This window comes from Streptomyces sp. NPDC001056 (assembly GCF_053598955.1).
The window spans coordinates 66,976-91,137 of sequence record NZ_JBSFLI010000025.1 but is presented as its reverse complement, the minus strand read 5'-3'; the positions used below and the strand labels follow the sequence as shown (position 1 = coordinate 91,137).

Annotated in this window: 21 protein-coding genes; 9 read left to right on the top strand and 12 right to left on the bottom strand. The window is 73.0% G+C overall.

The window, feature by feature from the left end:
* The first annotated feature begins 157 nt into the window (after positions 1 to 157).
* The gene (locus ACWDD7_RS26640; RefSeq protein ID WP_450459239.1) at positions 158 to 967 is read left to right on the top strand and encodes a hypothetical protein; all 810 of its coding nucleotides are present in this window, start codon (positions 158 to 160) and stop codon (positions 965 to 967) included.
* Here ACWDD7_RS26640 and ACWDD7_RS26635 read toward each other — a convergent pair.
* From ACWDD7_RS26635 to ACWDD7_RS26620, 4 genes are all read right to left on the bottom strand, one after another.
* Positions 918 to 2,180, bottom strand: coding sequence for an RNA polymerase sigma factor (locus tag ACWDD7_RS26635; protein ID WP_450459238.1), 1,263 nt, complete (start codon positions 2,178 to 2,180; stop codon positions 918 to 920). The two genes, ACWDD7_RS26640 and ACWDD7_RS26635, sit on opposite strands and share 50 nt — an antisense overlap.
* Complete coding sequence (locus ACWDD7_RS26630; protein WP_450459237.1) at positions 2,177 to 2,548, bottom strand: YciI family protein; 372 nt, start codon at positions 2,546 to 2,548, stop codon at positions 2,177 to 2,179. Before ACWDD7_RS26630 ends, ACWDD7_RS26635 begins: the two co-directional genes overlap by 4 nt.
* A 203-nt stretch (positions 2,549 to 2,751) precedes the next feature.
* Entirely contained in the window at positions 2,752 to 3,048 is a 297-nt protein-coding gene (locus ACWDD7_RS26625) for a hypothetical protein (RefSeq protein ID WP_351870335.1), read from the bottom strand.
* On the bottom strand, positions 3,045 to 3,272 hold the full coding sequence (locus tag ACWDD7_RS26620; RefSeq protein WP_450459235.1) for a hypothetical protein: 228 nt from the start codon (positions 3,270 to 3,272) through the stop codon (positions 3,045 to 3,047). The genes ACWDD7_RS26625 and ACWDD7_RS26620 overlap by 4 nt, the downstream gene beginning before the upstream one ends.
* A gap of 111 nt (positions 3,273 to 3,383) precedes the next feature.
* Between ACWDD7_RS26620 and ACWDD7_RS26615 the strand changes: the two genes are divergently transcribed.
* The 5 genes from ACWDD7_RS26615 (at position 3,384) to ACWDD7_RS26595 (ending at position 7,511) form a co-directional block, all read left to right on the top strand.
* Positions 3,384 to 4,208: a helix-turn-helix domain-containing protein gene (locus ACWDD7_RS26615; protein ID WP_450459234.1), complete on the top strand. Its 825-nt coding sequence runs from the start codon at positions 3,384 to 3,386 to the stop codon at positions 4,206 to 4,208.
* Complete coding sequence (locus ACWDD7_RS26610) at positions 4,195 to 4,404, top strand: DUF397 domain-containing protein (RefSeq protein WP_450459233.1); 210 nt, start codon at positions 4,195 to 4,197, stop codon at positions 4,402 to 4,404. Before ACWDD7_RS26615 ends, ACWDD7_RS26610 begins: the two co-directional genes overlap by 14 nt.
* Positions 4,405 to 4,588: 184 nt before the next feature.
* Positions 4,589 to 5,638, top strand: a complete 1,050-nt coding sequence (locus ACWDD7_RS26605; RefSeq protein WP_450459232.1) for a LacI family DNA-binding transcriptional regulator — start codon at positions 4,589 to 4,591, stop codon at positions 5,636 to 5,638.
* A gap of 127 nt (positions 5,639 to 5,765) precedes the next feature.
* On the top strand, positions 5,766 to 6,698 hold the full coding sequence (locus tag ACWDD7_RS26600) for a bifunctional helix-turn-helix transcriptional regulator/GNAT family N-acetyltransferase (protein WP_450459231.1): 933 nt from the start codon (positions 5,766 to 5,768) through the stop codon (positions 6,696 to 6,698).
* An 18-nt stretch (positions 6,699 to 6,716) separates the two neighbouring features.
* Positions 6,717 to 7,511, top strand: a complete 795-nt coding sequence (locus tag ACWDD7_RS26595) for a sugar phosphate isomerase/epimerase family protein (protein ID WP_450459230.1) — start codon at positions 6,717 to 6,719, stop codon at positions 7,509 to 7,511.
* A 66-nt stretch (positions 7,512 to 7,577) separates the two neighbouring features.
* On the opposite strand, the gene ACWDD7_RS26590 is transcribed toward ACWDD7_RS26595, so the two are convergent.
* The 6 genes from ACWDD7_RS26590 to ACWDD7_RS26565 all read right to left on the bottom strand — a co-directional run bounded on the left by ACWDD7_RS26590 (position 7,578) and on the right by ACWDD7_RS26565 (position 18,274).
* Complete coding sequence (locus tag ACWDD7_RS26590; RefSeq protein ID WP_450459228.1) at positions 7,578 to 9,614, bottom strand: vWA domain-containing protein; 2,037 nt, start codon at positions 9,612 to 9,614, stop codon at positions 7,578 to 7,580.
* Between the two features lie 183 nt (positions 9,615 to 9,797).
* Positions 9,798 to 11,663, bottom strand: coding sequence for a glycoside hydrolase family 3 protein (locus ACWDD7_RS26585; protein ID WP_450459227.1), 1,866 nt, complete (start codon positions 11,661 to 11,663; stop codon positions 9,798 to 9,800).
* Between the two features lie 119 nt (positions 11,664 to 11,782).
* Positions 11,783 to 12,172: a hypothetical protein gene (locus tag ACWDD7_RS26580; protein ID WP_351870358.1), complete on the bottom strand. Its 390-nt coding sequence runs from the start codon at positions 12,170 to 12,172 to the stop codon at positions 11,783 to 11,785.
* A 147-nt stretch (positions 12,173 to 12,319) separates the two neighbouring features.
* Positions 12,320 to 16,090, bottom strand: a complete 3,771-nt coding sequence (locus ACWDD7_RS26575) for an ABC transporter ATP-binding protein (protein WP_450459226.1) — start codon at positions 16,088 to 16,090, stop codon at positions 12,320 to 12,322.
* Positions 16,091 to 16,173: 83 nt separating this feature from the next.
* Positions 16,174 to 17,247: an esterase-like activity of phytase family protein gene (locus ACWDD7_RS26570; RefSeq protein ID WP_450459225.1), complete on the bottom strand. Its 1,074-nt coding sequence runs from the start codon at positions 17,245 to 17,247 to the stop codon at positions 16,174 to 16,176.
* Positions 17,248 to 17,350: 103 nt separating this feature from the next.
* Complete coding sequence (locus ACWDD7_RS26565) at positions 17,351 to 18,274, bottom strand: serine hydrolase (protein ID WP_450459224.1); 924 nt, start codon at positions 18,272 to 18,274, stop codon at positions 17,351 to 17,353.
* Between the two features lie 142 nt (positions 18,275 to 18,416).
* Here ACWDD7_RS26565 and ACWDD7_RS26560 point away from each other — a divergent pair, with 142 nt between their 5' ends.
* Positions 18,417 to 18,785, top strand: coding sequence for a hypothetical protein (locus tag ACWDD7_RS26560; protein WP_450459223.1), 369 nt, complete (start codon positions 18,417 to 18,419; stop codon positions 18,783 to 18,785).
* A gap of 123 nt (positions 18,786 to 18,908) precedes the next feature.
* Here ACWDD7_RS26560 and ACWDD7_RS26555 read toward each other — a convergent pair whose 3' ends face one another.
* Positions 18,909 to 20,594, bottom strand: a complete 1,686-nt coding sequence (locus ACWDD7_RS26555; RefSeq protein ID WP_450459222.1) for a thiamine pyrophosphate-binding protein — start codon at positions 20,592 to 20,594, stop codon at positions 18,909 to 18,911.
* 5 nt (positions 20,595 to 20,599) lie between these two features.
* A complete protein-coding gene (speB, locus tag ACWDD7_RS26550) occupies positions 20,600 to 21,571 on the bottom strand; it encodes an agmatinase (RefSeq protein ID WP_351876391.1) in 972 nt (323 codons plus the stop codon).
* Between the two features lie 137 nt (positions 21,572 to 21,708).
* Between speB and ACWDD7_RS26545 the strand changes: the two genes are divergently transcribed.
* Together ACWDD7_RS26545 and ACWDD7_RS26540 are read left to right on the top strand one after the other, a co-directional pair.
* Entirely contained in the window at positions 21,709 to 23,232 is a 1,524-nt protein-coding gene (locus ACWDD7_RS26545) for a PucR family transcriptional regulator ligand-binding domain-containing protein (protein ID WP_450459219.1), read from the top strand.
* Positions 23,233 to 23,314: 82 nt separating this feature from the next.
* Complete coding sequence (locus ACWDD7_RS26540; protein WP_351876387.1) at positions 23,315 to 24,106, top strand: phosphatase; 792 nt, start codon at positions 23,315 to 23,317, stop codon at positions 24,104 to 24,106.
* The last annotated feature ends 56 nt before the right edge of the window (positions 24,107 to 24,162 follow it).

The window sequence follows — 24,162 nt, the reverse complement described above, 5'->3', positions numbered from 1 at the left end:
GGTGCCGGGCGCGGTCGGCCACGTCGTGAGCTTCCACGGCATGCGCTGACCTACGCCGACCACCCGGACCACCGGGACGCATGGCGGCCGTGACACTCAGCCTCCTTTCCCAGTAAGGGTGTTGAGCGCACGAGCGCGCCGGTGTTTGACTTGTCCGGTGACTGCCATCGAGGGAGCGAGCGCTCTCGACCAGCTCGGACCGGTGATCAGCCGGCATCCGGTCGACCACCGCAAGCGGTGGGTGAACGCCGCCGGGGCCCTGCTGATCGCCGTGCCCTCGGGCGGGCTGGGGGTCTGGGGCATCTCCGCCACCGGCGAGGGGTCCCCCGGCAGCAACCGGGCGATCGGTCTGCTGCTCGGCCTCTCGCTGGGCGCCGTGGGCGTCGCGGTGACCCAGATCCTGCGGGCGCTGCGCGGCGAGCCCGGCGAGTACTTCGAGGTGCGGGAGCGGGGCCTGGTCCACGGGTCACGGCGGGGGGCCGCCGGCTGGACCTGGGACCGCGTCACCACCCTGCACGTCGAGGGCGACGCCGTGAACGCCGTCGCGACCCGGCTCGGCAACGGCTACCGCATCGAGATCGGCTTCGACGACGGCCGCCGGCTCCGGACGGACGGACTCGCCGAGTACGCCGCGGACCTGGGGCGCGTGCTGCTGGCCCGGTGCCCGCACGTCGCCCTGCGCCCGCGGGTCCCCCGGTGGGCCAGGGCGGGCGGTTGGCTGCTGGCCTGGGCGGCGCTCTGTGTGCTGGCGATCGTGGGGCAGGTCCTCTACATCGTGGACCATCCGGACCATGAGCGCAGGGAACAGACCACCGCCTCCATGACCACGGTGACCGATGTGCCGGGCATCAGCGGGACGGGCATCGCCCTGCTGGCCATCGGCATGACGGTGTGCGCCGTCGCCGCGCTCACCTTCGTCATCCTCTTCGTGCGGGGCCTGGCGTACCGCCGGGGTTCCTCCCGCTGAACCGGGCCGCCCGCGCCTCCAGATACCGCTGCTCGGCAAGGCTCGCCGTGGCCTTGGCGGCGCGGCGGTAGTGGTCGTACGCGCCCTCCGTGTCGCCGGTCTTCTCCAGCAGGTGGGCCCGGACGGACAGCAGCCGGTGGTACCGGGCCATACGGGTGTCGTCGTCCAGGGTGGCGAGGAGGGCGAGCCCGGCCTCGGGGCCCTCGGTCTCGGCGAGGGCGATGGCGCGGTTGAGGGTGACCACGGGGTTGGGCGCGATGCGTTCGAGGATGAGGTAGAGGGCATGCACCTGGGCCCAGTTGGTCTCTTCCGCCTTCGCGGCGTCCGCGTGCGTGGCGGCGATGGCGGCCTGGAGCCCGTACGGCCCGAGGGACGGTCCGGCGAGCGCCGTGGTGACGAGTTCGGTGCCCTCCTCGATCAGGTCGTGGTCCCAGGTCGTACGGTCCTGCTCCGCCAGCGGCACCAGGTCGCCGGACGCGGTGGTACGCGCCGCACGGCGGGCGTCGGTCAGCAGCATCAGCGCGAGCAGGCCGGTGACCTCGCCGTCCTCGGGGAGCTGGGAGTGCACGGCCCGGGTGAGCCGGATGGCCTCGCGGGCGAGGTCGGGGCGGTCGAGGCGGTCGCCCGACGAAGCGGTGTACCCCTCGTTGAAGATCAGGTAGAGCACGTGCAGGACGACCGGCAACCGCTCCCTGAGCAGCGCGCCGTCCGGCACGGTGAACGTGCCGCCCGCCGCCCTGACCCGCTGCTTGGCCCGGCTGATCCGGGCCGCCATCGTGGCCTCCGGCACCAGGAAGGCGCGGGCGGTCTCGGCGGTGGTCAGCCCGCCGACGGCCCGCAGGGTGAGGGCGGTCTGGGAGGACGGGGTCAGCGCCGGATGGCAGCACAGGAACAGCAGGAGGAGGGTGTCGTCGGCGTCCGGCACCTCGCCGGGGGCGACCTCGGCGGCGGTCGCGGCCTCGCGCTCCCGGCGGGCGAGGTCGCTGCGCGCCTGGTCGGCCAGGCGGCGGGAGGCGACGGTGGTCAGCCAGCCGCGCGGACTCTCCGGCACGCCCTCGGCCGGCCACCGCGCGGTGGCGGCGAGGACGGCCTCCTGCACGGCGTCCTCGCAGTCCTCGAACCGGCCGTGCCGGCGGACGAGCGCGCCGAGGACCCGCGGAGCGAGGTCGCGCAGCAGGTCCTCGATGCCCGGTGCCGGGTTCGGTGCGCTCATGCCTCCAATTGTCCGCAGGAGAACATCACCTGGCGCACCTCGACACCCAGGCCCTCGATCCCGGCGTCCGGGATGCGCGCGGCCAGCTCGATCGCCCGCTCCCGGTCCTCGCAGTCGACCAGGTAGAAGCCGCCGAGGTGCTCCTTGGCCTCCAGGAAGGGCCCGTCGGTGACGACCGTCCTGCCGCCGCGCACGGTGACCACGGCGGACTGCGACGGGTCGGCCAGCGCCTGCGTGGTGACCAGCTCCCCGGACTCCTTCAGCGCCTCGATGAACGCGCCGTGCCCCTCCTGGACCGCCGTCTTCTCCTCGGCGGTCAGCGCGTCCAGCACGGCGGGGTTGATGTGCAGGCCGATCAGGAACCGCATGTCGTACTCCTCGTGGTTCAGGGACCCCCGCGGGGCCCTTCACCCTGTAGTCGGAGCCGCGCCGGACTTCTTGACATCCCGGGGCGACGGATTTTCCAGCACGATCCCCCAGGTGTCGTGCTCGCCGACGCGCACCGTGACCTCCTGGGTGCGGCGGGGCCGGCACGGTGATGCGGAGGCGCGGCGGTGTCGTGATCATCTGGTCACGTCTCCACGACGGCCGCTCGGTTCACCTGGCCCAGCCGCGCGCCCCTGCTCTCCGCGACCCGCTTGGTCTCCGTCAGGGACTCGGCGAGGCGGCGGATCAGGTAGCGCAGTTCCTCGTTGGTCAGTTCCTCGCCCGAGAGGAGTTCGGCGGTGTGGTCCAGCAGGCTGCCCGCCATGCCGAGCTGCACGCTTTCGACCTGGTCGGCGACCCGGGAGACGTACCCCGTGCCGTCCCCGACGAGGTAACAGGGCTTCTCGTCGGAGCCGGTCCAGGGCAGCAGGCGTTCGTTCATGCGTAGGTCTCCACGAGGTCGAGATAGGGGCGGACGAGTCGGCTGTCCTCGCCGCGGAGGGGGGCTCCGCCGCGGTGGTACGTCGTCGGTCCGCCGACGTACGGGCAGGAGTACGACGGGTACACCGGCCGTCGGCGCCGCCGCCCGCGGGCGGGCAGGAGGAGCCGGAGGAAGGGCTCGACCAGCCGGGCGAGGAGTTGTGTCATGCCGACCTGCCATTTCATCTGCGGCGACTGCGGAATGTGGTGAATCAGTCACAGAGTGGGGCGGCGATGGCTAGGATTTCCAGAGGTGGGGGGTTGACATTTGCGCTTGTCAGCAAGGGAGTTGGCCGGATGAGCGTTGACCGCAGACCACGGACACCGCGCGAGAAGTACGGGGAGGAGTTGAGGCTGCGGCGGTTGGCGGCCGGGCTCACCCAGGAGGAACTGAGCGAGCAGATCGTGTGCTCGCCGACGTTGATCAGTCACTACGAGTCGGGCAGGCGGCTGCCGAAGCCCGACGACGCGCGGCGGGTCGATAGGGCGCTGGGTACGGACGGATTCTTCCAACGATGGCTGGAAGACCTGGAGTCGAAGTACATCGACTACTTCGCACCCGTGGCCGAGCTGGAAGAACAGGCCGTGCTGATCCAGCAGTTCGCGCTCTCACTGGTTCCGGGCGTGCTCCAGACCGACGACTACGCCCGCGCTCTATTCCGCGCCTACAGCCCCAACCACACCGCCGAGAAGCTTGACGAGGCCGTTGTCACTCGAACGAAACGCCGCCGAATCCTCGACGGGTCGACGCGTCCTGTCGTCTGGACGCTGCTCGACGAGGCGGTGGTGCGGCGTTGCGTGGGCGGACCACACGTCATGGCCGAGCAACTGCACAAGGTTGCGGACATGGCCGAGGCGGGACGCCTGCGGCTCCATGTACTGCCGTACGGCTCGGGGGCGCACGCGCTCATGGAGAGTTACCTCACGCTCATGAGCTTCGAGGACTCTGCCCCGGTGGCCTACGTGGAGGGCTTCCTCACTGGTCACTTGATGGATGATCCGGCGCTGGTGGCGGCCAGTCAGACCGCCTACGCTCTGGCTCTGAGCGACGCGTTGTCGCAACAGGAGTCACTTGCCCTCGTCAGAGCGGCAGCGGAGGAACACGTACATGGTCAGCAGTGAGCACACCGTCTCCGACTCGTCCACCCTCACGGGGTGGTACAAGTCCAGCTACAGCGGCGGCAGCCAGGGCGACTGCCTGGAAGTAGCTCGCGGCCACGCCACCGTCCCCGTCCGCGACAGCAAGCACCGCTCCGGTCCGGCACTGGTCTTCTCCGTGGACAGCTGGACGTCCTTCATCGGCGCCGTCAAGGGCTGAACGCACGTGCCGGGAGGATCAAACAGTCCCCCCGGCACGCTCCCTCCCACGCGATGAACCCACAGACCCACTGACCCGGCCCGTGCTCAGGCGGCGTGCCCCTCGGAAAGGTCCTCGGAACCAAGATCGCGCTCTGGCCGTCTACCAGCCCTGACGAGGAGATGCGTGACTGGAGGACGACGAGATGACCGTGACCCTGGCGGACGTGGCCGCGCGCGCCCAGGTCTCCCCCGCGACGGTGTCGCGCGTGCTGAACGGCAACTACCCGGTGGCCGCGCCGACCCGCGAGCGCGTCCTGCGCGCGGTGGACGAGCTGGACTACGTCCTCAACGGCCCCGCCAGCGCACTCGCCGCCGCCACCTCCGACCTGGTCGGCATCCTCGTCAACGACATCGCCGACCCCTTCTTCGGGATCATGGCGAGCGCCATCCAGGCGGAGATCGGGGGCGCCGGGGGCCGGGCGGGGGGTGAACGGCTCGCGGTCGTCTGCAACACGGGTGGCTCGCCGGAGCGGGAGCTGACGTACCTGACGCTGCTGCGACGGCAGCGGGCGGCGGCGGTCGTCCTGACCGGCGGAGCGGTCGTGGAGGCGCCGCACGCGGAGGCGGTCGCGGCGAAACTGCGGAAGCTGGGGGAGGCCGGGACGCGGGTCGTCCTGTGCGGGCGGCCGCCGGTACCGGACACCGGGGCGGTCGCGCTCACCTTCGACAACCGCGCAGGCGCCCGTGCGGCGACCGGGCATCTCCTCGGACTCGGGCACCGGCGGATCGGCTGCGTCGCCGGGCCCCCGGAGCGGACGACGACACGGCACCGGCTGGCGGGGCATCGCGCCGCGCTGGCCGCGGCGGGCGTCGAGGAGGACCCGCGGTGGACCGTGTACGGGCGGTTCGACCGGCGCGCGGGGTACGAGGGCGCGAGCGAGCTGCTGCGCCGGGACCCCTCGCTGACAGCGGTGGTCGCCGCGAACGACTCCGTCGCGGTGGGAGTGTGCGCGGCGGTACGGGACCGCGGGCTGCGGATACCGGAGGACGTGTCGGTCACCGGGTTCGACGACCTCCCGTTCAGTGCCGACGTGGTACCCGGGCTCACGACGGTTCGCATACCGCTCGCCGAGGCGGGCGCCCGGGCCGGCCGGATCGCCATGGGCCGGGAGGAGACACCGGCCGGCGGGGTCGGCGAGATCGGCGGCGAGCTGGTGGTGCGGGGGTCGACGGGGGCGCCGCGGGCCTCGTGAGGCACGGCCCGGGGCCCCTGAGCCCCGGCCCCCGGAGACCGCGGGCCCCGCTGGACGCGGCACCCCGGCCGGACTAGCCTCGACGTGTCGGCATCTCTGACGGAGTCAGACTTCTCCGGGGGCGATCATGACCGTCCAGGACGTTCGCGCGTTCAACCGCTTCTACACGGGTGTCATCGGTGCCCTCGACTACGGCCGGCACCTCTACGCCCCCTACACGCTCACCGAGTCCCGGGTGCTGTACGAGCTGGCACAGGCCCCGCACCTGGACGCGGCGGATCTGCGGACCGCCCTCGGGCTCGACGCCGGGTATCTGAGCCGCATCCTGAACAGGTTCGAGGACGCGGGGCTCGTCGAGCGCGGGGTGTCGCAGCGGGACACGCGGCGGCGGCGGATCACGCTCACCGCGAGCGGACGCGAGGCCGCCGCGATGCTGGACGAGCGGGCGCGGGACACCGTCGGGGCGCTGCTCGGGGGCGTGGCCCCGGGGGACCGGGCCCGGCTGGTGGAGGCCATGGCGACCATCCGGGACGTCCTCGGGGACCGGCGCGGCAAGGGGGCCGAGGACGTCGTCCTGCGCCGGCCCCGGGCCGGTGAGCTGGGATGGATCGTGCAGCGCAACGCCGTCCTGTACGCCGCCGAGTACGGGTGGAACGCGGAGTACGAGGGGCTCGTCGCGCGGATCGTCGCCGATTTCGCGCAGGAGCACGACCCGCGGACGGAACGGGTGTGGATCGCCGAGGCGGACGGCCGCCCGGTGGGGTGTGTGATGTGTGTACGGGACGACGCGCCCGGCGCCGCTCGGCTGCGGCTGCTGCTCGTGGAGCCCGGGGCGCGGGGGCGGGGCGTCGGGGACCGGCTGGTGGGGGCGGTGGTCGAGTTCGCGCGCGAGGCCGGGTACCGCGAGCTGGTGCTGTGGACCAACGACGTGCTGAGCAGCGCCCGCCGGCTGTACCGGCGGCACGGCTTCGTGCTCGTCGGCGAGCGGCCGCACCACTCCTTCGGCAAGGATCTGGTCGGCCAGGACTGGCGGCTGACGCTGCGCGAACCGGACGGGTGACGAGTAGGGTCCTTGTGCATGAAGCTGGCGTTCTCCACCCTCGGTGTCCCCGGCCTGCCCGTCCCGGACGTCCTGGCGCTCGCGTCCGCGCACGGCTACCACGGTGTCGAACTGCGCGCCCATCCCGAGGAACCGGTCCACCCCGGCCTCTCCCCCGCCGAACGCGCCGAGACCGCCGCCCTGTTCCGGAGCGCCGGCGTCGAGCCGCTGTGTCTGGCCGGGTACGCGCGGGTCGCCGCGCCCGGGGACGACTCCGCCGTGCTCGCCGAGGTCCGGGCGCTGCTCCGGCTCGCCCATGATCTGGAGGCGCCCTTCGTCCGCGTCTTCCCCGGTGGGGAGGCCGACCGCGAGGAGGCCGACGCGATCGCGGCCAGGCGGCTCGGCACCGCCGCCGAGGACGCGGCCGCGCTCGGGGTGCGCATCCTGCTGGAGACCCACGACTCGCACCGCACCGGCGCCGACGCCATCCGGGTGCTGGGTCCGGTGGGGCACCGGCAGGTGGGGGCGCTGTGGGACGTGATGCACACCTGGCTGGGCGGCGAGCAGCCCGCGCAGACGTATGCGGCGCTCGCCCCTCACCTGGGATACGTGCAGGTCAAGGACATCGCGTCGGCCGAGGACACCACCCCGCTGCCGCTCGGCGCGGGCGTGCTGCCGCTCACCGAGTGCGTGGACGTGCTCTGCCGCAACGGCTGGGACGGCTGGCTGTGCTGGGAGTACGAGAAGCGGTGGTACGAGCAGGCCGCCCCGCTGCCCGGCCTGCTCGCCGCGGGCCACGACCACCTCGCACGCCTGCTCAGCGAGGCGGCGTGAGCCGGTCCGGTGAGCCGTGCGGGCCGGGCGTCCGGCCCGGCCCGCGTGCCCGGCCCCAGCGGGATCTCAGCGGCCCCCGCCGTCGCCGGAACCACGCCTGCCGCCCGAGCGGTCGTACCCGTCGCCGTACCCGCCGCCGTGGTCGCCGTCCGGTGGACGGCACGTCACGGTGTTGGTGACGGTCAGGCGCTGGTGCGGCCCGGTGAGACCGGTCGTGTAGGGCAGCGGCCGGTGCACGGCGGCTCCGTCGATGCCGGTGATCTCCGAGCCCGCGAGGCTGCACTCGGAGCCCGCCGTGTGGACCTCCTCGGCCACGGTCACCTCGTCGCCGACGGTGTAGCCGGGTCGGGCGACGCCCCAGGGCTGCGGCGTGGCCGTCGTCGAGTGCGGCCCGGTGAGGGTCAGTCGGGCGCTGAGTCCGTCGGGCTGGGAGCCGTCCGGGTAGAGGTGGCCGTCGACGTCCCACACCTTGTCCACGGTGAGGTCCGCGGACTCCTCCTCCCCCGCCGCCCGGTTGTAGACGGTGCAGCTGACGGCGTCCTGGCGGGGGACGTCGACGGTGAAGCCCGGTCCGGAGGCCGAGGCGGTGTTCTCCACCGGGATGGCCGCGCCGGTGTCGAGGTCGGTGCAGACCGCGTTGCGTCCCCCCTGGGTGACCAGTTCGTAGCCGGGGTGCTGGACCTCGCCGACGGTCACCGCGGCCTGCTCGTTGGTGCCGTAACCCGGGGTGAAGGTGACCGTGCCGGTGCCGTCCGCGCCGGTGGTCTCGGAGGCGGGCAGGCCGGTGACGCCTGGAGTGGTGGTGGAGGCGTCGAAGACCCAGCCGGGGCCGGCCGGCTCGGCGCCGGTCACGTCCTCGCCGGTGGTGTCCGAGGGCACGATCTGCTTGACCACGTTGAGGGTGCCGGTGCAGTTGCCGAGGGCGAGGCCACGCAGTTGTTCGGCCGCCTGACCGTAGTCCGTGGTCTGGAAGTAGTCGGCTGTGCCGGTGTTGTCGCCGTCGAAGCCGGTCGGGCCGGAGATGGCCCGCAGGTTGAGCCCGGACACGCCCGCGACCCCGCTGCCGACGCCCAGCGCGATCACGCGTGTGTCCTTCGCCTTCACCGAGTTGGCCGAGAAGACGCCGTTCTCGACGTCGATGAAGTGGGTGTTGGCGCCGTCGCCGTGAAGGCTGCCGAAGCGCGTCGGGTTGCCGTCGGTGAGCACCACCGCCGCGTCGTAGTGCTCCGGCGCGCGGGCCACCGCCCACAGCGCGCGGTCCCAGTTCGTGCCGCGGCCCAGCGTCCAGTCCGCGTACCTGCTCTTGAACGCGGCGGCCCCGGCCGGGGTCGAGACCGACTGGAGCTCGGGGTGGTTCACGCCGACACTCGTGGACGGCGACTCCTGGTCGAAGGAGAACAGGGCCAGCCGTGAAGGCGTGCCGGTCAAGGCGTCGGTGAAGGCGTCGGCGGCGGCCTTCAGGGCCGGCAACTGGCTGCCGACCGATGCGGACAGATCGAGCACCAGGGCCACGTCCAGGCCGCAGGTGGCCGGCAGCGGCGGGTTGTCGCGCGAGGTCTGCCACACACCGCCCGAGCGGGTCGGGAGGCCGTTGTCGGTGCTGTACATGAACTCCCGGGTGGACCGGTAGGTGGCTCCGCCCTGGAGCGCCGGGGTCCGGAACCGGTACGGCGAGGCCGTCGAACCCGACCCGCTGCCCGGTCCGGTGCGCAGCACGGGGTTCATGTACCAGCCGGCCGGCGCCCCGACCTGGCCCACCGTCACGATCCGTCCCTGGTTGGCCTCCCCCTCACCGGTGTCCGGGACGACGAACGAGCAGTCGCCGTCGGCGTCCGAGGTGCACCGGGCCCAGTCGGCCCCGATCGGTTCCGTCGCGTCCGGGTCCGCGAAGAGCGCGAGCCGTACCCCGGCGAGCGGGGCGGGCGCGTCGGTCGCCGCCCGGTCGCCTCCGGTGCGCACGGTGACGACGGTGCTGTCGGGCCCGGGTGTCGGCACAGTCCGGTGCGCGACCACACCCGGGGACGCCGCGCCGGCGGCGACGGGGACTGCGGCCAACGCGAGGGCGAGCGCCCCGGCTGCGGCCAGGCGGTTTCTGTGCTTCATCGCGGCCCTTCCTCGACGTCGACGGCAACCCGTCCGGGCAGAGTGATCATTAGGCACAATTAGTACATTTGAGCCTGAAATTCTCCTGCCCACGCCGCAGTTCGGCCGATGAGTCCCTCCGCCGCCCCGTTCCGCCCCCGATTCCTCACCGGGGGCGGTGCCGGCATCCCGAAGGGAGTCGGGCTAGTACGTCAGGCCGTGCCCGATCGGGTACAGGACCCGCGTCGGGTCGTCGGCCCGCTGCACCGGCACCGGCAGCTTGCCGCGGGGCCTGACCCGGCCCGCGATCACCCGTGCGGCGGCGCGGAGTTCGACGTCGGTCCAGCAGTACGACGCCAGGCAGGCCCGCACCGAGGGGAGGTGGGCCACGTCGTACGGATTGCGCACGGCGAGCGCCACCACCGGCTTGCCGGTGGCCACCAGCCTGTCCACCAGCGTGCGCTGGGAGCTGCCCGCCGTCACGTTGTAGGTGCCGACCACCACCGCGTCCGCGTCTCGGGCCGCGGCGACCGCCTGGTCGATGGTCGCGGCGGAGGGGCTCGTGCCGGTCGACAGCGCGGTGGCGGTGAAGCCCGACTCCGTGAGGGCGGCGGCCAGTACGCCCGTCGGCGGGCCCGTCGTACCGGACGGGGAGGCCGGGTCCGCGCCGACGACGAGGAGGCGGGGCTGCCTGCGGTGGTCGAGGGGAAGCGTCGCGTCCTCGTTGACCAGCAGGGTGGTGGTGCGCTCGGCGATCCGGTCGGCCGTGGCCAGGTGGGACCTGGTGCCCACCACCCGGTCCACACCCGCCCGGTCGACGTACGGCTCGCCGAACAGGCCGAGCCGGGACTTCATCCGCAGGATGCGCAGGATCGATTCGTCGAGACGGGCCTCGGTCAGCTCGCCGTCCTGGACGGCCTTCAGGACCGCGTTCCAGGCCGTTTCGATGGACGGCGGGTTGAGCAGCTGGTCCACGCCGGCCTTCAGCGCGAGCACCGGCACCCGGTCGTCACCGTACTTGGTGCGCACGCCCTCCATGCCGAGCGAGTCGGTGATCACCACGCCGTCGTAACCGAGTTCGCCGCGCAGGATGCCGGTGAGGATGGGCTCGGAGAGGGTGGCCGGGTCACCGGAGTCGTCCAGGGCCGGGAACTGGATGTGCGCGGTCATGACCGAGTCGATGCCCGCCGCGATGGCCGACCGGAACGGCACCGCGTCCAGTTTCTCCCACAGCTCCCGGCTGTGCGTGATGACCGGGAAGCCGTAGTGGCTGTCGACGGCGGTGTCGCCGTGCCCCGGGAAGTGCTTGGCCGTGGCGGCGACGCGGGAGGACTGGTAGCCCTTCACCTCGGCCGCGACCAGCTCCGCGACGGCCGCCGGGTCGGCGCCGAAGGAGCGCACGCCGATGACCGGGTTGGCCGGGTTGACGTTCACGTCGGCGTCGGGCGAGTAGTCCTGGTTGATGCCGAGGGCGCGCAGTTCGGCGCCCGAGATACGGCCGAGGGTGCGGGCGTCGGCCGCGGAGCCGCCCGCGCCGATCGCCATGGCGCCCGGGAAGAGCGTGGCGGGCTCGCCCACCCGGCACACCGCGCCGTGCTCCTGGTCGGTGGCGATCAGCATCGGCAGCCCGCGCGGCTGCTCCAGGGACGCCTTCTGGATGCCGTTGGACAGGTCCGCGATCTGGTGCGGATTCCGGGTGTTGTGGGCCCAGGTGAAGTAGATGATCCCGCCGACCCGGTACTTCGCGATCAGTTCGGCCGCGGTGCGCACGCCCAGCTCGCCGAGGTTGGCGTCGATGTCGGCCTGGTCGGGGGCGGTGGCGGAGGCGCCGTAGACCCGCATCACGAAGAGCTGGCCGACCTTCTCCTCCAGCGACATCCCGGAGATCAGGGCCTTGAGGCGGCGCTCGTCCGGGGCGGCGGCGCGGGCGGTGGTGGGTACGGTCAGCGCGGCGGTGATGCCGGCGCCGGCGGCGAGGACCGTACGACGGGACAACCGGGTGCCGCCTCCACCCGCTGTGTTTCCTGTGCCTCTCTTGCTGGTGTCGCTTCCCGTGCTGCTGTCGGGCACGTGCGCTCCTTCCCAGAGGAGAACTGCTGAAGGAAACTTCCAAGGAGTCACCAATATCCGGGAAGTTTCTTTCCGTCAAGGGAACGCACAGAGGCCAGCGTGTCGGTGCAGCCGGTCGTTCAGCAGAGGATCCAGCCCGAGCTGACGGTGCTCCGGCCCACCGAGCCGCGGATCCACACGCAGCGGTGCCCGGCGTGCACGGTCACCGGCCCGGCGTGCTGGGTGTAGCGGCCGGCGTCCTCGGCCGGGCGGCTGCCCCGGGCCTGGACGCTGACCGACATCGCGCGGACGGGACCGGATCGGCGGGCGAGGGTCATGGCGCAGACGTAGTCGCCGTGCCGGTAGACGCGGGTGACGCCGGAGGCGAAGGGGAGGGTTCTGACCTGGGTCCCCGCGCAGCTGCTGGGCGCGGCCTGTGCGGTGCCCGCGGCCGCGAAGGCCAGCAGTCCGGCGGCAGCCAGCAGGACCGGGCCGAGCGAGAGACGCCGGCGTATCGCACCACTGTCCACGTGCTTGTCCTCCCCGAGAACGCGGCCGGGCCGTCCCCCGGCGGCCGTACGGATGTACGGACGCGGGGGTGTGACGGATGGTTGCACGGTCGTCAGCGACACGACCTGGCGCGGGCCCGTCAGGGATGGCCGGCGGGCCGGGGCCGCTCAGCGGACCGCGCCCACCGGCTCCCCCGGTTCGGCGTGCCCGGCGAAGGTCCGCCACAGCTCGGCGTACCGGCCGCCGAGGGCCAGCAGTTCCTCGTGCGTGCCGTCCTCGACGACCCGCCCGTGGTCCATGACCACCACCCGGTCGGCACGGGCGGCCGTGGTCAGCCGGTGGGCGACCACCAAGGTGGTGCGCGCGTAAGCGCTCGTCGAGGGGTGGTGGTCGGGCGAGGGGCCGGCCGTACGACGGCCCGCCAGCCGGTCGGTCGCCTGGTTGACCTGGGCCTCGGTGGCCAGGTCGAGCGCGGCCGTGGCCTCGTCCAGGAGCAGGATGTCGGGGTCGACCAGCTCGGCGCGGGCGAGCGCGATGAGCTGGCGCTGGCCCGCGGAGAGGTTGCGGCCGCGCTCGGCGACCTCGTGGAGGTAGCCGCCGTCGAGGGTGGCGATCATCTCGTGCGCCCCGACCGCCCGCGCGGCCGCCTCCACCTCGGCGTCGGTGGCGTCGGGGCGGCCGTAGGCGATGGCGTCGCGGACGGTGCCCGGGAAGAGGTACGCCTCCTGCGGGACGACGCCGAGCCGGTGCCGGTACGCGGTGAGGTCGAGGGCGCGCAGATCGGTGCCGTCGACCGTGACCCGCCCGGCGGTGGGGTCGTAGAACCGGGCCACCAGCTTGACCAGCGTGGACTTCCCGGCGCCGGTCTCGCCGACGAAGGCGACCGTCTGGCCCGCGGGGATCGTCAGCTCCACGTCCGCGAGGGCCTCCTCGCCGTCGCCGTACGCGAAGTGCACGTTCTCGAAGGCGATCTCGCCGCGCAGCGAGCGTACGTCCTGCGGCCGTTCGGCCGCCGCGGTGGACGTGGGCTCGCGCAGCAGTTCCTGGATGCGGCCGAGCGAGACGGTGGCCTGCTGGTAGCCGTCGAAGACCTGGGACAGCTGCTGGACGGGGGCGAAGAAGAGGTCGATGTAGAGGAGGTACGCGACCAGGGCGCCGGTGGTGAGGGTGGCGGACTCCACCCGGCCCGCGCCCGTGATCAGCACGGCGGCCGCGGCGGCGGAGGACAGCAGCTGGACGAAGGGGAAGTAGACCGATATCAGCCACTGGCCGCGCAGCCGGGCGGCGCGGTAGCCGTCGCTGCGCTCGGCGAACCGCCGCCCGCCGTCCCGCTCGCGCCGGAAGGCCTGCACGATCCGCAGCCCGGACACCGTCTCCTGGAGGTCGGCGTTGACCGACGAGACGCGCTCACGGGCGAGTTCGTACGCCTTCACGCTCGCCCGGCGGAAGAAGAAGGTGGCGAGGATCAGCGGGGGCAGCGTGGTGAAGACGACGAGGGCGAGCTGGACGTCGATCACCAGCAGGACGACCATGATGCCGAAGAAGGTGACGACCGACACGAACGCGGTGACCAGGCCGGTCTGGAGGAAGGTGCTCAACGCGTCGACGTCGGTGGTCATCCGGGTCATGATCCGGCCGGTCAGCTCGCGCTCGTAGTAGTCGAGGCCGAGCCGCTGGAGGTGCGCGAAGATCTTCAACCGGAGCGTGTAGAGGACGCGTTCGCCGGTACGGCCGGTCATCCGGGTCTCGCCGATCTGCGCGGCCCACTGCACCAGCACCACCAGCAGGGCGAGCAGCGAGGCCGACCAGACGGCGCCGATCGCCAGCTTGGTGACGCCCGCGTCGATGCCGTGCCGGATCAGCACCGGCAGCACCAGGCTCGCGCCCGCGTCCACCGCGACCAGGAGCAGGCTGACCAGCAGGGGCGGCCCGAAGCCGCGCAGCAGCCGGCGCAGGCCGTAGGAGTCCTCGGGCTGCACCGCCCTCTCCTCGTCGACGCCGGGGGTGTCGGTGGCCGGGGGCAGGGCGTCCACCTTGGCGAGGAGTTCGGGGGTGGCCGGGGTGCCGGACAGCGCCATGTCCCTGGGCGCGCGGTCGCCGGTCCACAGCCGGGGGGTGACACCGCGCTCGGCGTCGTACTCGGCGTCCAGCTCCTCGCGCAGGCTGTCGTCCTCGACCGGCTCGTCCGGCAGCGCGTGGCCGGGGGAGACGCCGCCCAGCTCGTCCGGGTCGGTCAGCAGACTGCGGTAGAGGGCGCAGCGCCGCTGGAGCTCCTCGTGGGTGCCGAGGTCGGCGAGCCGGCCGCGGTCGAGTACCGCGATGCGGTCGGCCAGGTTCAGGGTGGAGCGGCGGTGGGCGATCAGCAGGGTCGTACGGCCCCGCATGACCTGCTTGAGGGCCTCGTGGATCTCGTGCTCGACACGGGCGTCCACGGCGGAGGTGGCGTCGTCCAGGACCAGCAGGCGGGGGTCGGTGAGCAGGGCGCGGGCGAGCGCGACGCGCTGGCGCTGGCCGCCGGAGAGGGTGAGGCCGTGCTCGCCGACCTTGGTGTCGTAGCCCTCGGGCAGTTCCTGGATGAAGCGGTCCGCCTGGGCGGCGCGGGCGGCGGCCTCGATCTCCTCCTGGGTGGCGTCCGGGCGGCCGTAGGCGATGTTGGCGCGGACCGTGTCGGAGAAGAGGAAGGAGTCCTCCGGGACCAGTCCGATCGCGGCGCGCAGCGAGGAGAGGGTCAGCTCGCGGACGTCGTGGCCGCCGATCAGGACGGCGCCGTGGGTGACGTCGTAGAAGCGCGGCAGGAGCAGGGAGAGGGTGGACTTGCCGGAGCCGGAGGAGCCGACGACGGCCAGCGTCTCGCCCTGGCGTATCTCGAAGCTGAGCCCGTCCAGGACCTTGGCGTCGCCGCCGTACCCGAAGGACACGTCGTCGAACTCGACGCTCGCGGGCGCGTCCGCGGGCAGTTCCCTGGTGCCGTCCTCCATGCTCGGCTCGGTGTCGATCAGTTCCAGGACGCGCTCGGTTCCGGCACGGGCCTGCTGGCCGACGGTGAGGACCATGGCGAGCATGCGGACCGGGCCGACCAGCTGGGCGAGGTAGGTGGAGAAGGCGACGAAGGTGCCCAGCGTGATGTGGCCGCGCACCGCGAGCCAGCCGCCGAGGGCCAGCGTGGCGACCTGGCCGAGCGCCGGGACGGACTGGAGGGCGGGGGTGTACCTGCTGTTCAGGCGGATGGTGCGGAGCCGGCCCGCGAACAGCTTGCGGCCGACCGCGCGCAGCTTGCCGGTCTCCTGCGCCTCCTGCCCGAAGCCCTTGACCACGCGTACGCCGCTCACCGCGCCGTCGACCACGCCCGCGACGGCGGCGGCCTGGGCCTGGGCGTACCAGGTGGCCGGGTGCAGCCTGCTGCGGCTGCGCCGGGCGATCCAGCCGAGCGCGGGGGCGACGGCGAGGGCGACGAGGGTCAGCGGCGGCGACAGCCACGCCATGATCACCAGGGAGACCAGGAAGAGCAGGACGTTCCCGATGGTCATCGGGAGCATGAAGAGCAGGCTCTGGATCAGCTGGAGGTCGCTGGTGGCGCGGCCCACGACCTGCCCCGTCGACAGCTCGTCCTGGCGGCGGCCGTCGAGGCGGGTGATCGTGTCGTACATCTCCGTCCGCAGGTCGTGCTGGACGTCGAGGGCGAGCCGGCCGCCGTAGAAGCGGCGGATGAAGGTGAGGCCGTAGACGAGCAGGGCGGCGGCGACGAGGGCGCCGGCCCAGGGGGCCATGGAACGGGTGTGGGCGCCGATCACGTCATCGATGATCACCTTGGTGATCAGGGGGACGACGGCGGTGACGGCCATGCCGGCGAGCGAGGAGCCGAGGGCGAGGAGGACGTCCTTGGGGTAGCGCCAGGCGTAGCCCGCGAGTCGTCGTGCCCATGCCCGTTGTGGTTCCACGCGGTGCCTCCCGTTCGTCGTACTTTTCCGGAAGGCACCAACGCGGGCGGGAGCGGATTTCATCCCTCCGCAACAAACGGTCGTCAGACGCGTACCCGCAGGTAGTAGAAGCGGGTCGTCTGGACCGGGTTCTGGTTGTCGTCGCTGACCAGGAGGACCTTCAGGCGGCCGGTGTGGTCACGGCCGGTGACGGTCATGCCCTCGATGTTGTCGAGGAGGGGGTTGGGCTGGGGCTGCTTGGCGGTGGCGCCGAGGGAGGGGCAGGCGGCGATGTCGGCGAGGAGCGTCTTCCTGATCACGCGGACGCCGGGCTGCCCGGTGAGGTTCTCGATGCCGCTGGTGTCCGTGGCGTGGCGCGGGTCGGCCAGGTAGAGGCGGACGGTGTTGCCGACACCGGCGGTGAAGCCGCGCTCCAGGACGAGGAGCCGGCCGTCGGGCGTGGCCTGCACCTCGGGGACGCCGAGTCCGGTGTCGACGCGGTAGGCGTACTGCGCGGCGAGCCGGAAGTGGTCGCCCTCGGTCCGGGTCCAGGTCTGGAAGCGGACGAGGCCGGCGGCGTCACCCGCGATCGGGTCCTCCATGGACGCGAGGAGGGTGTGGCCGCCGGGCAGCAGGGTCAGGCCCTCGAAGGTCTGGTTGGGGGTGGCGCGGCCCGCGGGGGCGACGAGGAGGGAGGACGGCACGGGGAGCCGGTCGAGGATCTCGCCGTCGCGGGAGTAGCGGCGGATGGACGGCTCGACCTCGGAGGTGACGAGCAGGGTGCCGGTGGGGGTCCCCCCGCGCGAGCGAAGCCGAGCGTGGGGGAGGTCGATGACGAGACCTTCGGAGTCCAGGTCGGCGCCCTTCTCGTCGGCGAGGTGGACGGCGGACCGGGGCGCGAGGGTCTTCGCGTCCAGGTCGAAGAGGGAGGACCGGTCCTCCAGGGCGGCGAGCGAGCCGTCGCGGTCGACCGCGAGGGCGGAGAAGTTGCCGACGAAGGTGCCGTCGTACGTCGTCTTGTCGAGCGCGTCGGAGAAACGGCTGAGGGAGACGGTGGACGAACAGGCGTGGTCCGCCGGGGAGTCGGCGGGCCGGGCGACGGCGGGCCCGGCGGCGGTCAGCGTGGTGGCGGCCGCCAGGCCGGCGGTGACGGTGGCGATGACATGTCTCAGGCGCATGGTCGATCACGGTAGCGGTGAGTCAACGACGCGCGCGGGGCTTTGTGTCGGCTTCCTGCCGAATCGTCGAAGCGGTCGGATCGCGGTGGCGGCCGGACCGTTTCTACCGGTTGGAGGGCGTGGCGACGAACGCCTCGCTCGGCTTGCTGGTGGGGACGTAGAGCGTCGTCGAGGCGGTGGTCGGCACGAGGTCCTTGTGGATGGCCCTGGCGACGTTCTGGATGGTGGTGACGCCGTAGTCCATGGTGCTGTTGTCCTGGGTCAGCACGGACATCATGTAGTCGTGGCCGCCGCCGTTGAAGGTGCCGAGGCTGTGCACGCGCCAGCCGTGCGTGGAGCGTTGCAGCCAGCCGTTCTTGACGTGCACGGAGACGGTGGAGGGGGCGCCGGCGGGGGTGCCCCAGCGCTGGGAGGAGATGACCTGGCCCATCAACTTCAGGATGTACGCACGGGAGCTGTCGCTGAGCACGCTGTTCCTGGCGGTGACCAGCTGGAGCAGCTTCTGCTCGTCGGTGACGTTCTCCTGGGTCAGTCCCCAGTAACCGTTCGCGCCCGGCACGGTCTTGGTCATGTTGGCGGCGGCCAGGAAGCCCTTGATCTTCGTGAGGCCCAGCTGCTTCCACAGCTTGCTGGTGGCGTCGTTGTCCGACTGGGTGATCATGGCCGTGGCGAGCGACGACTCGGTGCTGGTCAGATACCGGTTGTGCTTCTTGGCGTCCCACAGCAGCGCGGCGAGCACGGTGACCTTGACGGTGCTGGCCGAGTCGTAGGCGGTGGTGGCGCGCAGGGTGCAGGTGGTCTTGGTGGCGCGGTCGTACAGACCGATGGCCACGGTGCCCTTGCGGTTCGCGAGCGCCGCGGTGATGTCCTTCGTCAGCTTGGCGGCGAGGCCGGCCTTGCCCGACGTACAGCTGACGGCGGGCGTGGTCGCGGCGGCCGGGGTGGCCGCCGCGAAGGCGGGTATGAGCAGCGCGGCACCGAGCGCCGCCGCCGACGCCTTGGCGCGCCGGCTGAAGCGGTGGGTCATGGAGGGGTCCCCCTGGGAACGACGTGTGAACGCACCCCTTGCGGGCACTTACGGCCCTTTGACTCGCAGAGGTGGTCGGAAGTTGCACACATGTTCTCAAGGTGAGTGTTCCAACTGACCAACGGCTGGCAATGCTTCGTCCATGCCGGAGCAGAACGAATCCCCCTACACCAGGTCGGGCCGCCTCTTCGCCGCCCTCGCCGTCCTGCGCCTCGCGGCGGGCACCGACACGACACCGGCCACCCCGGACGACCACTCCCCCAAGGACCACCCCCAGGGCCGCATAGACCGCCTCGCCCTCAAACCCGCGCCGTACGACCTCCTCACCAAGTCCCGCACCGGCGCCCATTGGCCCGCGGCGGCCGAGGCGTTCCGCCGCATCCCGGACTTCCTGGACGCGGGCCCGGCCGTCACGGGCCCCATGACGGAGAAGGGGCTGGTGGAGCACAGGGCGGGGTACGAGGCCCAAATGGCATTGTTCCGGGAGAAGTTCCCGGACCTGCCGATGTGACCGCCTGACCGGCTGCGGAGGGAAGCGGACCGGGAGTCGCGGCAGGCCCCTCGTCCTCGACGAGGCGTGGGTCCCGGTCGTCACGCCCGACGGGCCGGGGGTCCTCGTCCGGGAGAGCTCCGGCTAGCCCAGGTGCGTCGGTGCGAACATCCGCAGGACCGCCGGGAGTACGACCACCGAGGGGCCCGGGGTGGACAGGGCCCGGGTGAGGTCGGGTTCCAGGGTCTCGGGGGTCGTGAGGACACCGGGGACGCCGAAGGACTCCGCCAGGGCCACGTAGTCGGGGCGGGTCAGTTCCGTCGCCGTCGGCTCGCCGAAGGCGTCCGTCATGTACTCGCGGAGGATGCCGTAGCCGCCGTCGTCGATGATCAGCCAGGTGACCGGGAGGTCGTGCTGGCGGGCCGTGGCCAGCTCGGCGACGGAGTAGAGCGCGCCGCCGTCGCCCGAGACGGCCAGTACCGGCTGGGTGGGGTCGGCCGCCGCCGCGCCCAGGGCGGCCGGGAAGGCGTAGCCCAGGCCGCCGGCGCCCTGGGCCGAGTGCATCGCGTTCGCGCCCCGGGGGTCGAAGGCGGACCAGGCCCAGTAGGACAGGATCGTCATGTCCCAGAAGGAGGAGGCGCCGGAGGGGAGCGCACGGCGGACGGCGCCCAACACCTCCTGCTCCAGCGTGAGTTCCTGGGACGCGATGCGCTCCGCGACCCGGGACAGGACGTCCCGTACGCGTTCCGGCGCCGAAGGGTCCGTCCGCTCCTCCGCCGTCTCCAGCAGCGCCTGCAACGCCAGGCGGGCGTCCGCGTGGATGCCCAGGGCGGGGTGGTTCGACTCCAGCTTGCCGAGGTCCGCCTCGATCTGGATCACCCGGCCGCGGGGCTTGAACGTGTGGTAGTTCGAGGAGAGTTCGCCCAGGCCCGAGCCCACGACCAGCAGGACGTCCGCGTCCTCCAGGAAGTCGGTCGTGTACCTGTCCTCCAGCCAGGACCGGAGGGACAGCGGGTGCTCCCACGGGAACGCGCCCTTGCCGCCGAACGTCGTCACCACGGGCGCGTCCAGCAGCTCCGCCAGCCGGAGCAGCTTGCCCGAGGCGTCCGCGCGAACGACGCCGCCGCCCGCGATGATCGCCGGGCGGGCCGCGCCCGACAGCAACTCCGCCGCCACCGCCGTCAGTTCCGGCCGCGGCACCAGGTCGTCCGGCGTCGCGTCCAGCGCCGTCACCACCGGCAGCGACGTCGGGGCCAGCAGGACGTCCTGCGGGATCTCCACCCACACCGGGCCGTGCGGGGCCGTGAGGGCCGACTTCCAGGCCGCGGCGATCGCCGAGGGGATCTGGGACTGGGCGCGGACCGTGTGGACGGACTTCACCACACCACGGAACGACGCGGCCTGGTCCGGGAGTTCATGGAGGTAGCCGTGGCGGCCGCCGCCCAGGCCCGCCGTCGGGACCTGGCTGCCGACGGCCAGGACGGGGGCCGAGGCAGAGGCCGCTTCCTGCAACGCGGCCAGGGACATCAGCGCGCCCGGACCCGTCGAGAGGAACAGCGGGGCCGCCTCGCCCGTCATGCGGCCGTACGCGTCCGCCGCGAAGCCCGCGTTGTTCTCCATCCGCAGGCCCACGTAGCGGAGCGAGGAGCGCCGCAGCGCGTCGAACATGCCCAGCGCGTGCTGGCCGGGCAGGCCGAAGACGGTCGTCGCGCCCAGCCCGGCCAGGGTCTCCACGACCAGGTCCCCGCCGTTGCGGCCCGGGGGAGGACTGAGCGCGGCCTCCCGCTGGGCGGCGGTCGGGCGGAGCACCGGGTCGTGGTCGTGCGTCACCCCGGTTACGCGCCCTTCCGGGCCGCCGCGATCTGGCGGGACATGATGGTGGTCAGCTCGTAGGCCGTGTGGGAGGCCGCCACGGACGTGATCTCGGCGTGGTCGTACGCCGGGGCCACCTCCACCACGTCCGCCGAGACCAGGTTGCAGGACGCCAGCCCGCGCAGGATCTCCAGCAGCTCGCGCGAGGTCATGCCGCCCGCCTCGGGCGTGCCCGTGCCGGGGGCGTGCGCCGGGTCGAGGCAGTCGATGTCGATGGAGATGTACAGCGGGCGGTCGCCGATGCGCTGGCGGAGCTGGTCGGCCACCTCGTCCGCGCCCCGGCGGTAGACGTCCGCGGAGGTGACGATGCCGAAGCCCATCTTCTCGTCGTCCGTCAGGTCCTGCTTGCCGTACAGCGGGCCGCGCGTGCCCACGTGCGAGAGGGCGGAGGTGTCGAGGACGCCCTCCTCCACCGCGCGGCGGAACGGCGTGCCGTGGGTGTACTCGGCGCCGAAGTAGGTGTCCCAGGTGTCCAGGTGCGCGTCGAAGTGGAGCAGGGCGACGGGACCGTGCTTCTTCGCCACCGAGCGCAGCAGCGGCAGCGCGATGGTGTGGTCGCCGCCCAGCGTCATCAGCCGGGCGCCCGTGCCGAGCAGGTCGTCGGCCGCTGCCTCGATCGTCTCGACGGCCTCGTTGATGTTGAACGGGTTCACCGCGATGTCGCCGCCGTCCGCCACCTGCGCGAGCGCGAACGGCGACGCGTCCTGCGCGGGGTTGTAGGGGCGCAGCAGCCGGGACGCCTCGCGGATGGCGTTGCCGCCGAAGCGGGCGCCCGGCCGGTACGAGACGCCGGAGTCGAACGGCACGCCCACCACGGCGACGTCGGCGGTGCCGACCTCGTCCAGGCGGGGCAGCCGGGCGAAGGTCGCGGGACCGGCGTACCGCGGGACGCGGGAGGAGTCGACGGGGCCGCGGGGCGTCTCGTTGCTGCTCATTGCGTGTGCCTTCTTTCCTGCGTCCTGGCTGCCTCGTGGGGGGCGATGTCCCGGGATCGACCCTAGGTGGCCCGGCAGATACTTCGAAGTGTACGTTTCATCCATAGATGGGGTACGGAACGAAGGAAGTGCACACCATGGCGGAGACGGGCACCCCGATCGCGGACGCCCCGGCTTCGAACGCCCCCGTCCCCCCGACCCCGCCGGTCCCCCTCTCCGCCCTCCTCGCCCGCGACGACCTCGCCCTGCGCCAGATCGCCGGCCCCGCCGGCCCGGACGTCGTCATCCACTGGGCGCACACCTCGGAGATGGCCGATCCCTTCCCCTATCTCCTGGGCGGCGAGCTGCTGCTCACGGCCGGTGTGCAGATCCCCGACGCGTCGGCGCCCGGCGCCTTCTTCGACGCGTACGTCGCCCGGATCGTCGCGGCGGGCGGCGCGGCCCTCGGCTTCGGGCTGGCCCCGGTGCACGACACGGTGCCGGGCGCCCTGGTCACCGCCTGCGACACCCATGGGCTGCCCCTCCTGGAGGTCCCGCCGCAGACCACCTTCTCGGGTGTGGCGCGCGCGGTGTGGCAGCTGATGGCGCAGGCCCGGCTGGCCGAGCTGCGCCGGGTCACCGAGGCCCAGCAGAGCCTCGCCTCGGCCGCCGCCCGTCCCGACCCGGTCCCCTCCGTGCTGCGCCGGCTCGCCCAGCGGCTGACCGGCCACGCGGTCCTGTACGGCCCCGACGGCACGGAGATCGCGGCGGCCGGGCGGGAGCCGGCACCCGCCGCCGGAAAAGCCCTGCGGAGGCTGACCGAGGTCGTACGCCCGGCCGGGCCGGCCACGCCCGCCTCCGCCGCCGACACCGTCGACGGCACCCATCTGTCCGCCTACGCCCTCGGCTCCGGCGAGGGGTTCGTGCTCGGGATCGCCGCCGGGCGGCGCGCGGGCGGGGACCACACCATCGCCTCGGTGGGCGCGGTGCTGCTGTCGCTGCTCACCGGGGAGCAGCACAGCGGCACGGGGGCGGCGCGCTCCTCCGCGCTGGTACGGCTGCTGCTCGGGGCCTCGCCGCAAGAGGTCGCACCGCTGCTCGAAGACGGCGACGACGACGGCGCCGGCGCCGGCGACCGGATCGTCGTCCACGCACGGCCCGAACGGCGGGCGCCCGACCCCGTCGCCGCCTCCGCCCTCGGCGCCGCCCTGGGCTCACCCCTGGTCGACCTGGACGGCGAGGTCGTACGCGTCCTCGCGCCCGCCGGCCGGGAACCCGCCCCGGTGCCCGGCTGGACCCTCGGCGTCAGCGCGCCCGCGGGGCCCGGCGGATGGCCCGCCGCCGACGTCCAGGCGGCCCGCGCCCTGGCCCGCGCCCGCGCCACCCGCGCCCCGCTGGTCCGGCACGGCGCGCGGCCCGCGTTGTCCGAGCTGGTGCCCGAGGCGGAGGCGCGGGCGCACGCCCGTACCCTGCTCGCGCCGCTCGCCCCGCGGCCCGCCCTGGTGGAGACGCTGCGAACCTGGCTTTCCCTGCACGGCAGTTGGGACCGCACGGCGGTGGCGCTGGGTGTGCACCGCAACACCGTGCGCCAACGCGTCGCCCGCAGCGCCCAGCTGTTGGACGCCGACCTGGACGATCCGGACGTACGCATGGAGTTGTGGTTCGCGCTACGGCACTCCTGAGGCCGCCGAAGCGGAGGTGACGCCCGTCCCAGCGGGCGAAACCCCGGGGACGCCCGCGCCCGGCTGCTCCACAATGGGTGCCATGCCGATACCCGGGACACCCAGCCGCGCCCAGCTCGTCGACCACCTGGTGAGGACCCGTATCGCGGGGGACGTCGCCACGCCCCGCGAGAACAACCTCTCCCACTACCGCAGGCTGGCCAACGGCGACCGCAACTTCTGGCTCGGCCTGGAGCTGGGCGAGCGCTGGGCGGACGAGCAGGACGTGCTCGCGGTGATGGCCGAGCGGGTGGGCGTCAACGACGACCCGGAGTACCGGTACGGCCAGGACACCATCGACCCCGAGCTGACCGTGGACGGGCTCGACCGGCTCGCGGCACGGCTGCGCAAGGCGGCCGGGGGGCACGAGCGGGTGCTGTTCGCGACCGGGCACCCGGGTGGCCTGCTGGATGTGCACCGGGCCACGGCCGCCGCGCTGCGCGCCGCCGGCTGCGAGATCGTCGTCATCCCGGACGGGCTCCAGACGGAGGAGGGGTACGTCATGCAGTTCGCGGACGTGGCCGTCCTGGAGCACGGGGCGACGCTGTGGCACACCCACTCCGGGGCGCCGATGCGGGCCGTCCTCACCGGACTTGAGCAGGCCGGGCGCCCCCTGCCCGACCTGGTGGTCGCCGACCACGGCTGGGCCGGCTACGCGGCGCAGCACGGCCTGGACTCGGTCGGATACGCCGACTGCAACGACCCCGCGCTGTTCCTCGCCGAGTCGGAGGGCACCCTCCAGGTCGCGGTGCCGCTGGACGACCACGTGGTCAGCCCGCGTTTCTACGACCCCATGACCGCGTATCTGCTGGCCGAGGCCGGTCTGGACCAGTAGCCCAACCGGCCCCGGACACAGGGATGTGCGGCCCCGCGAACGGGACCGCACATCGA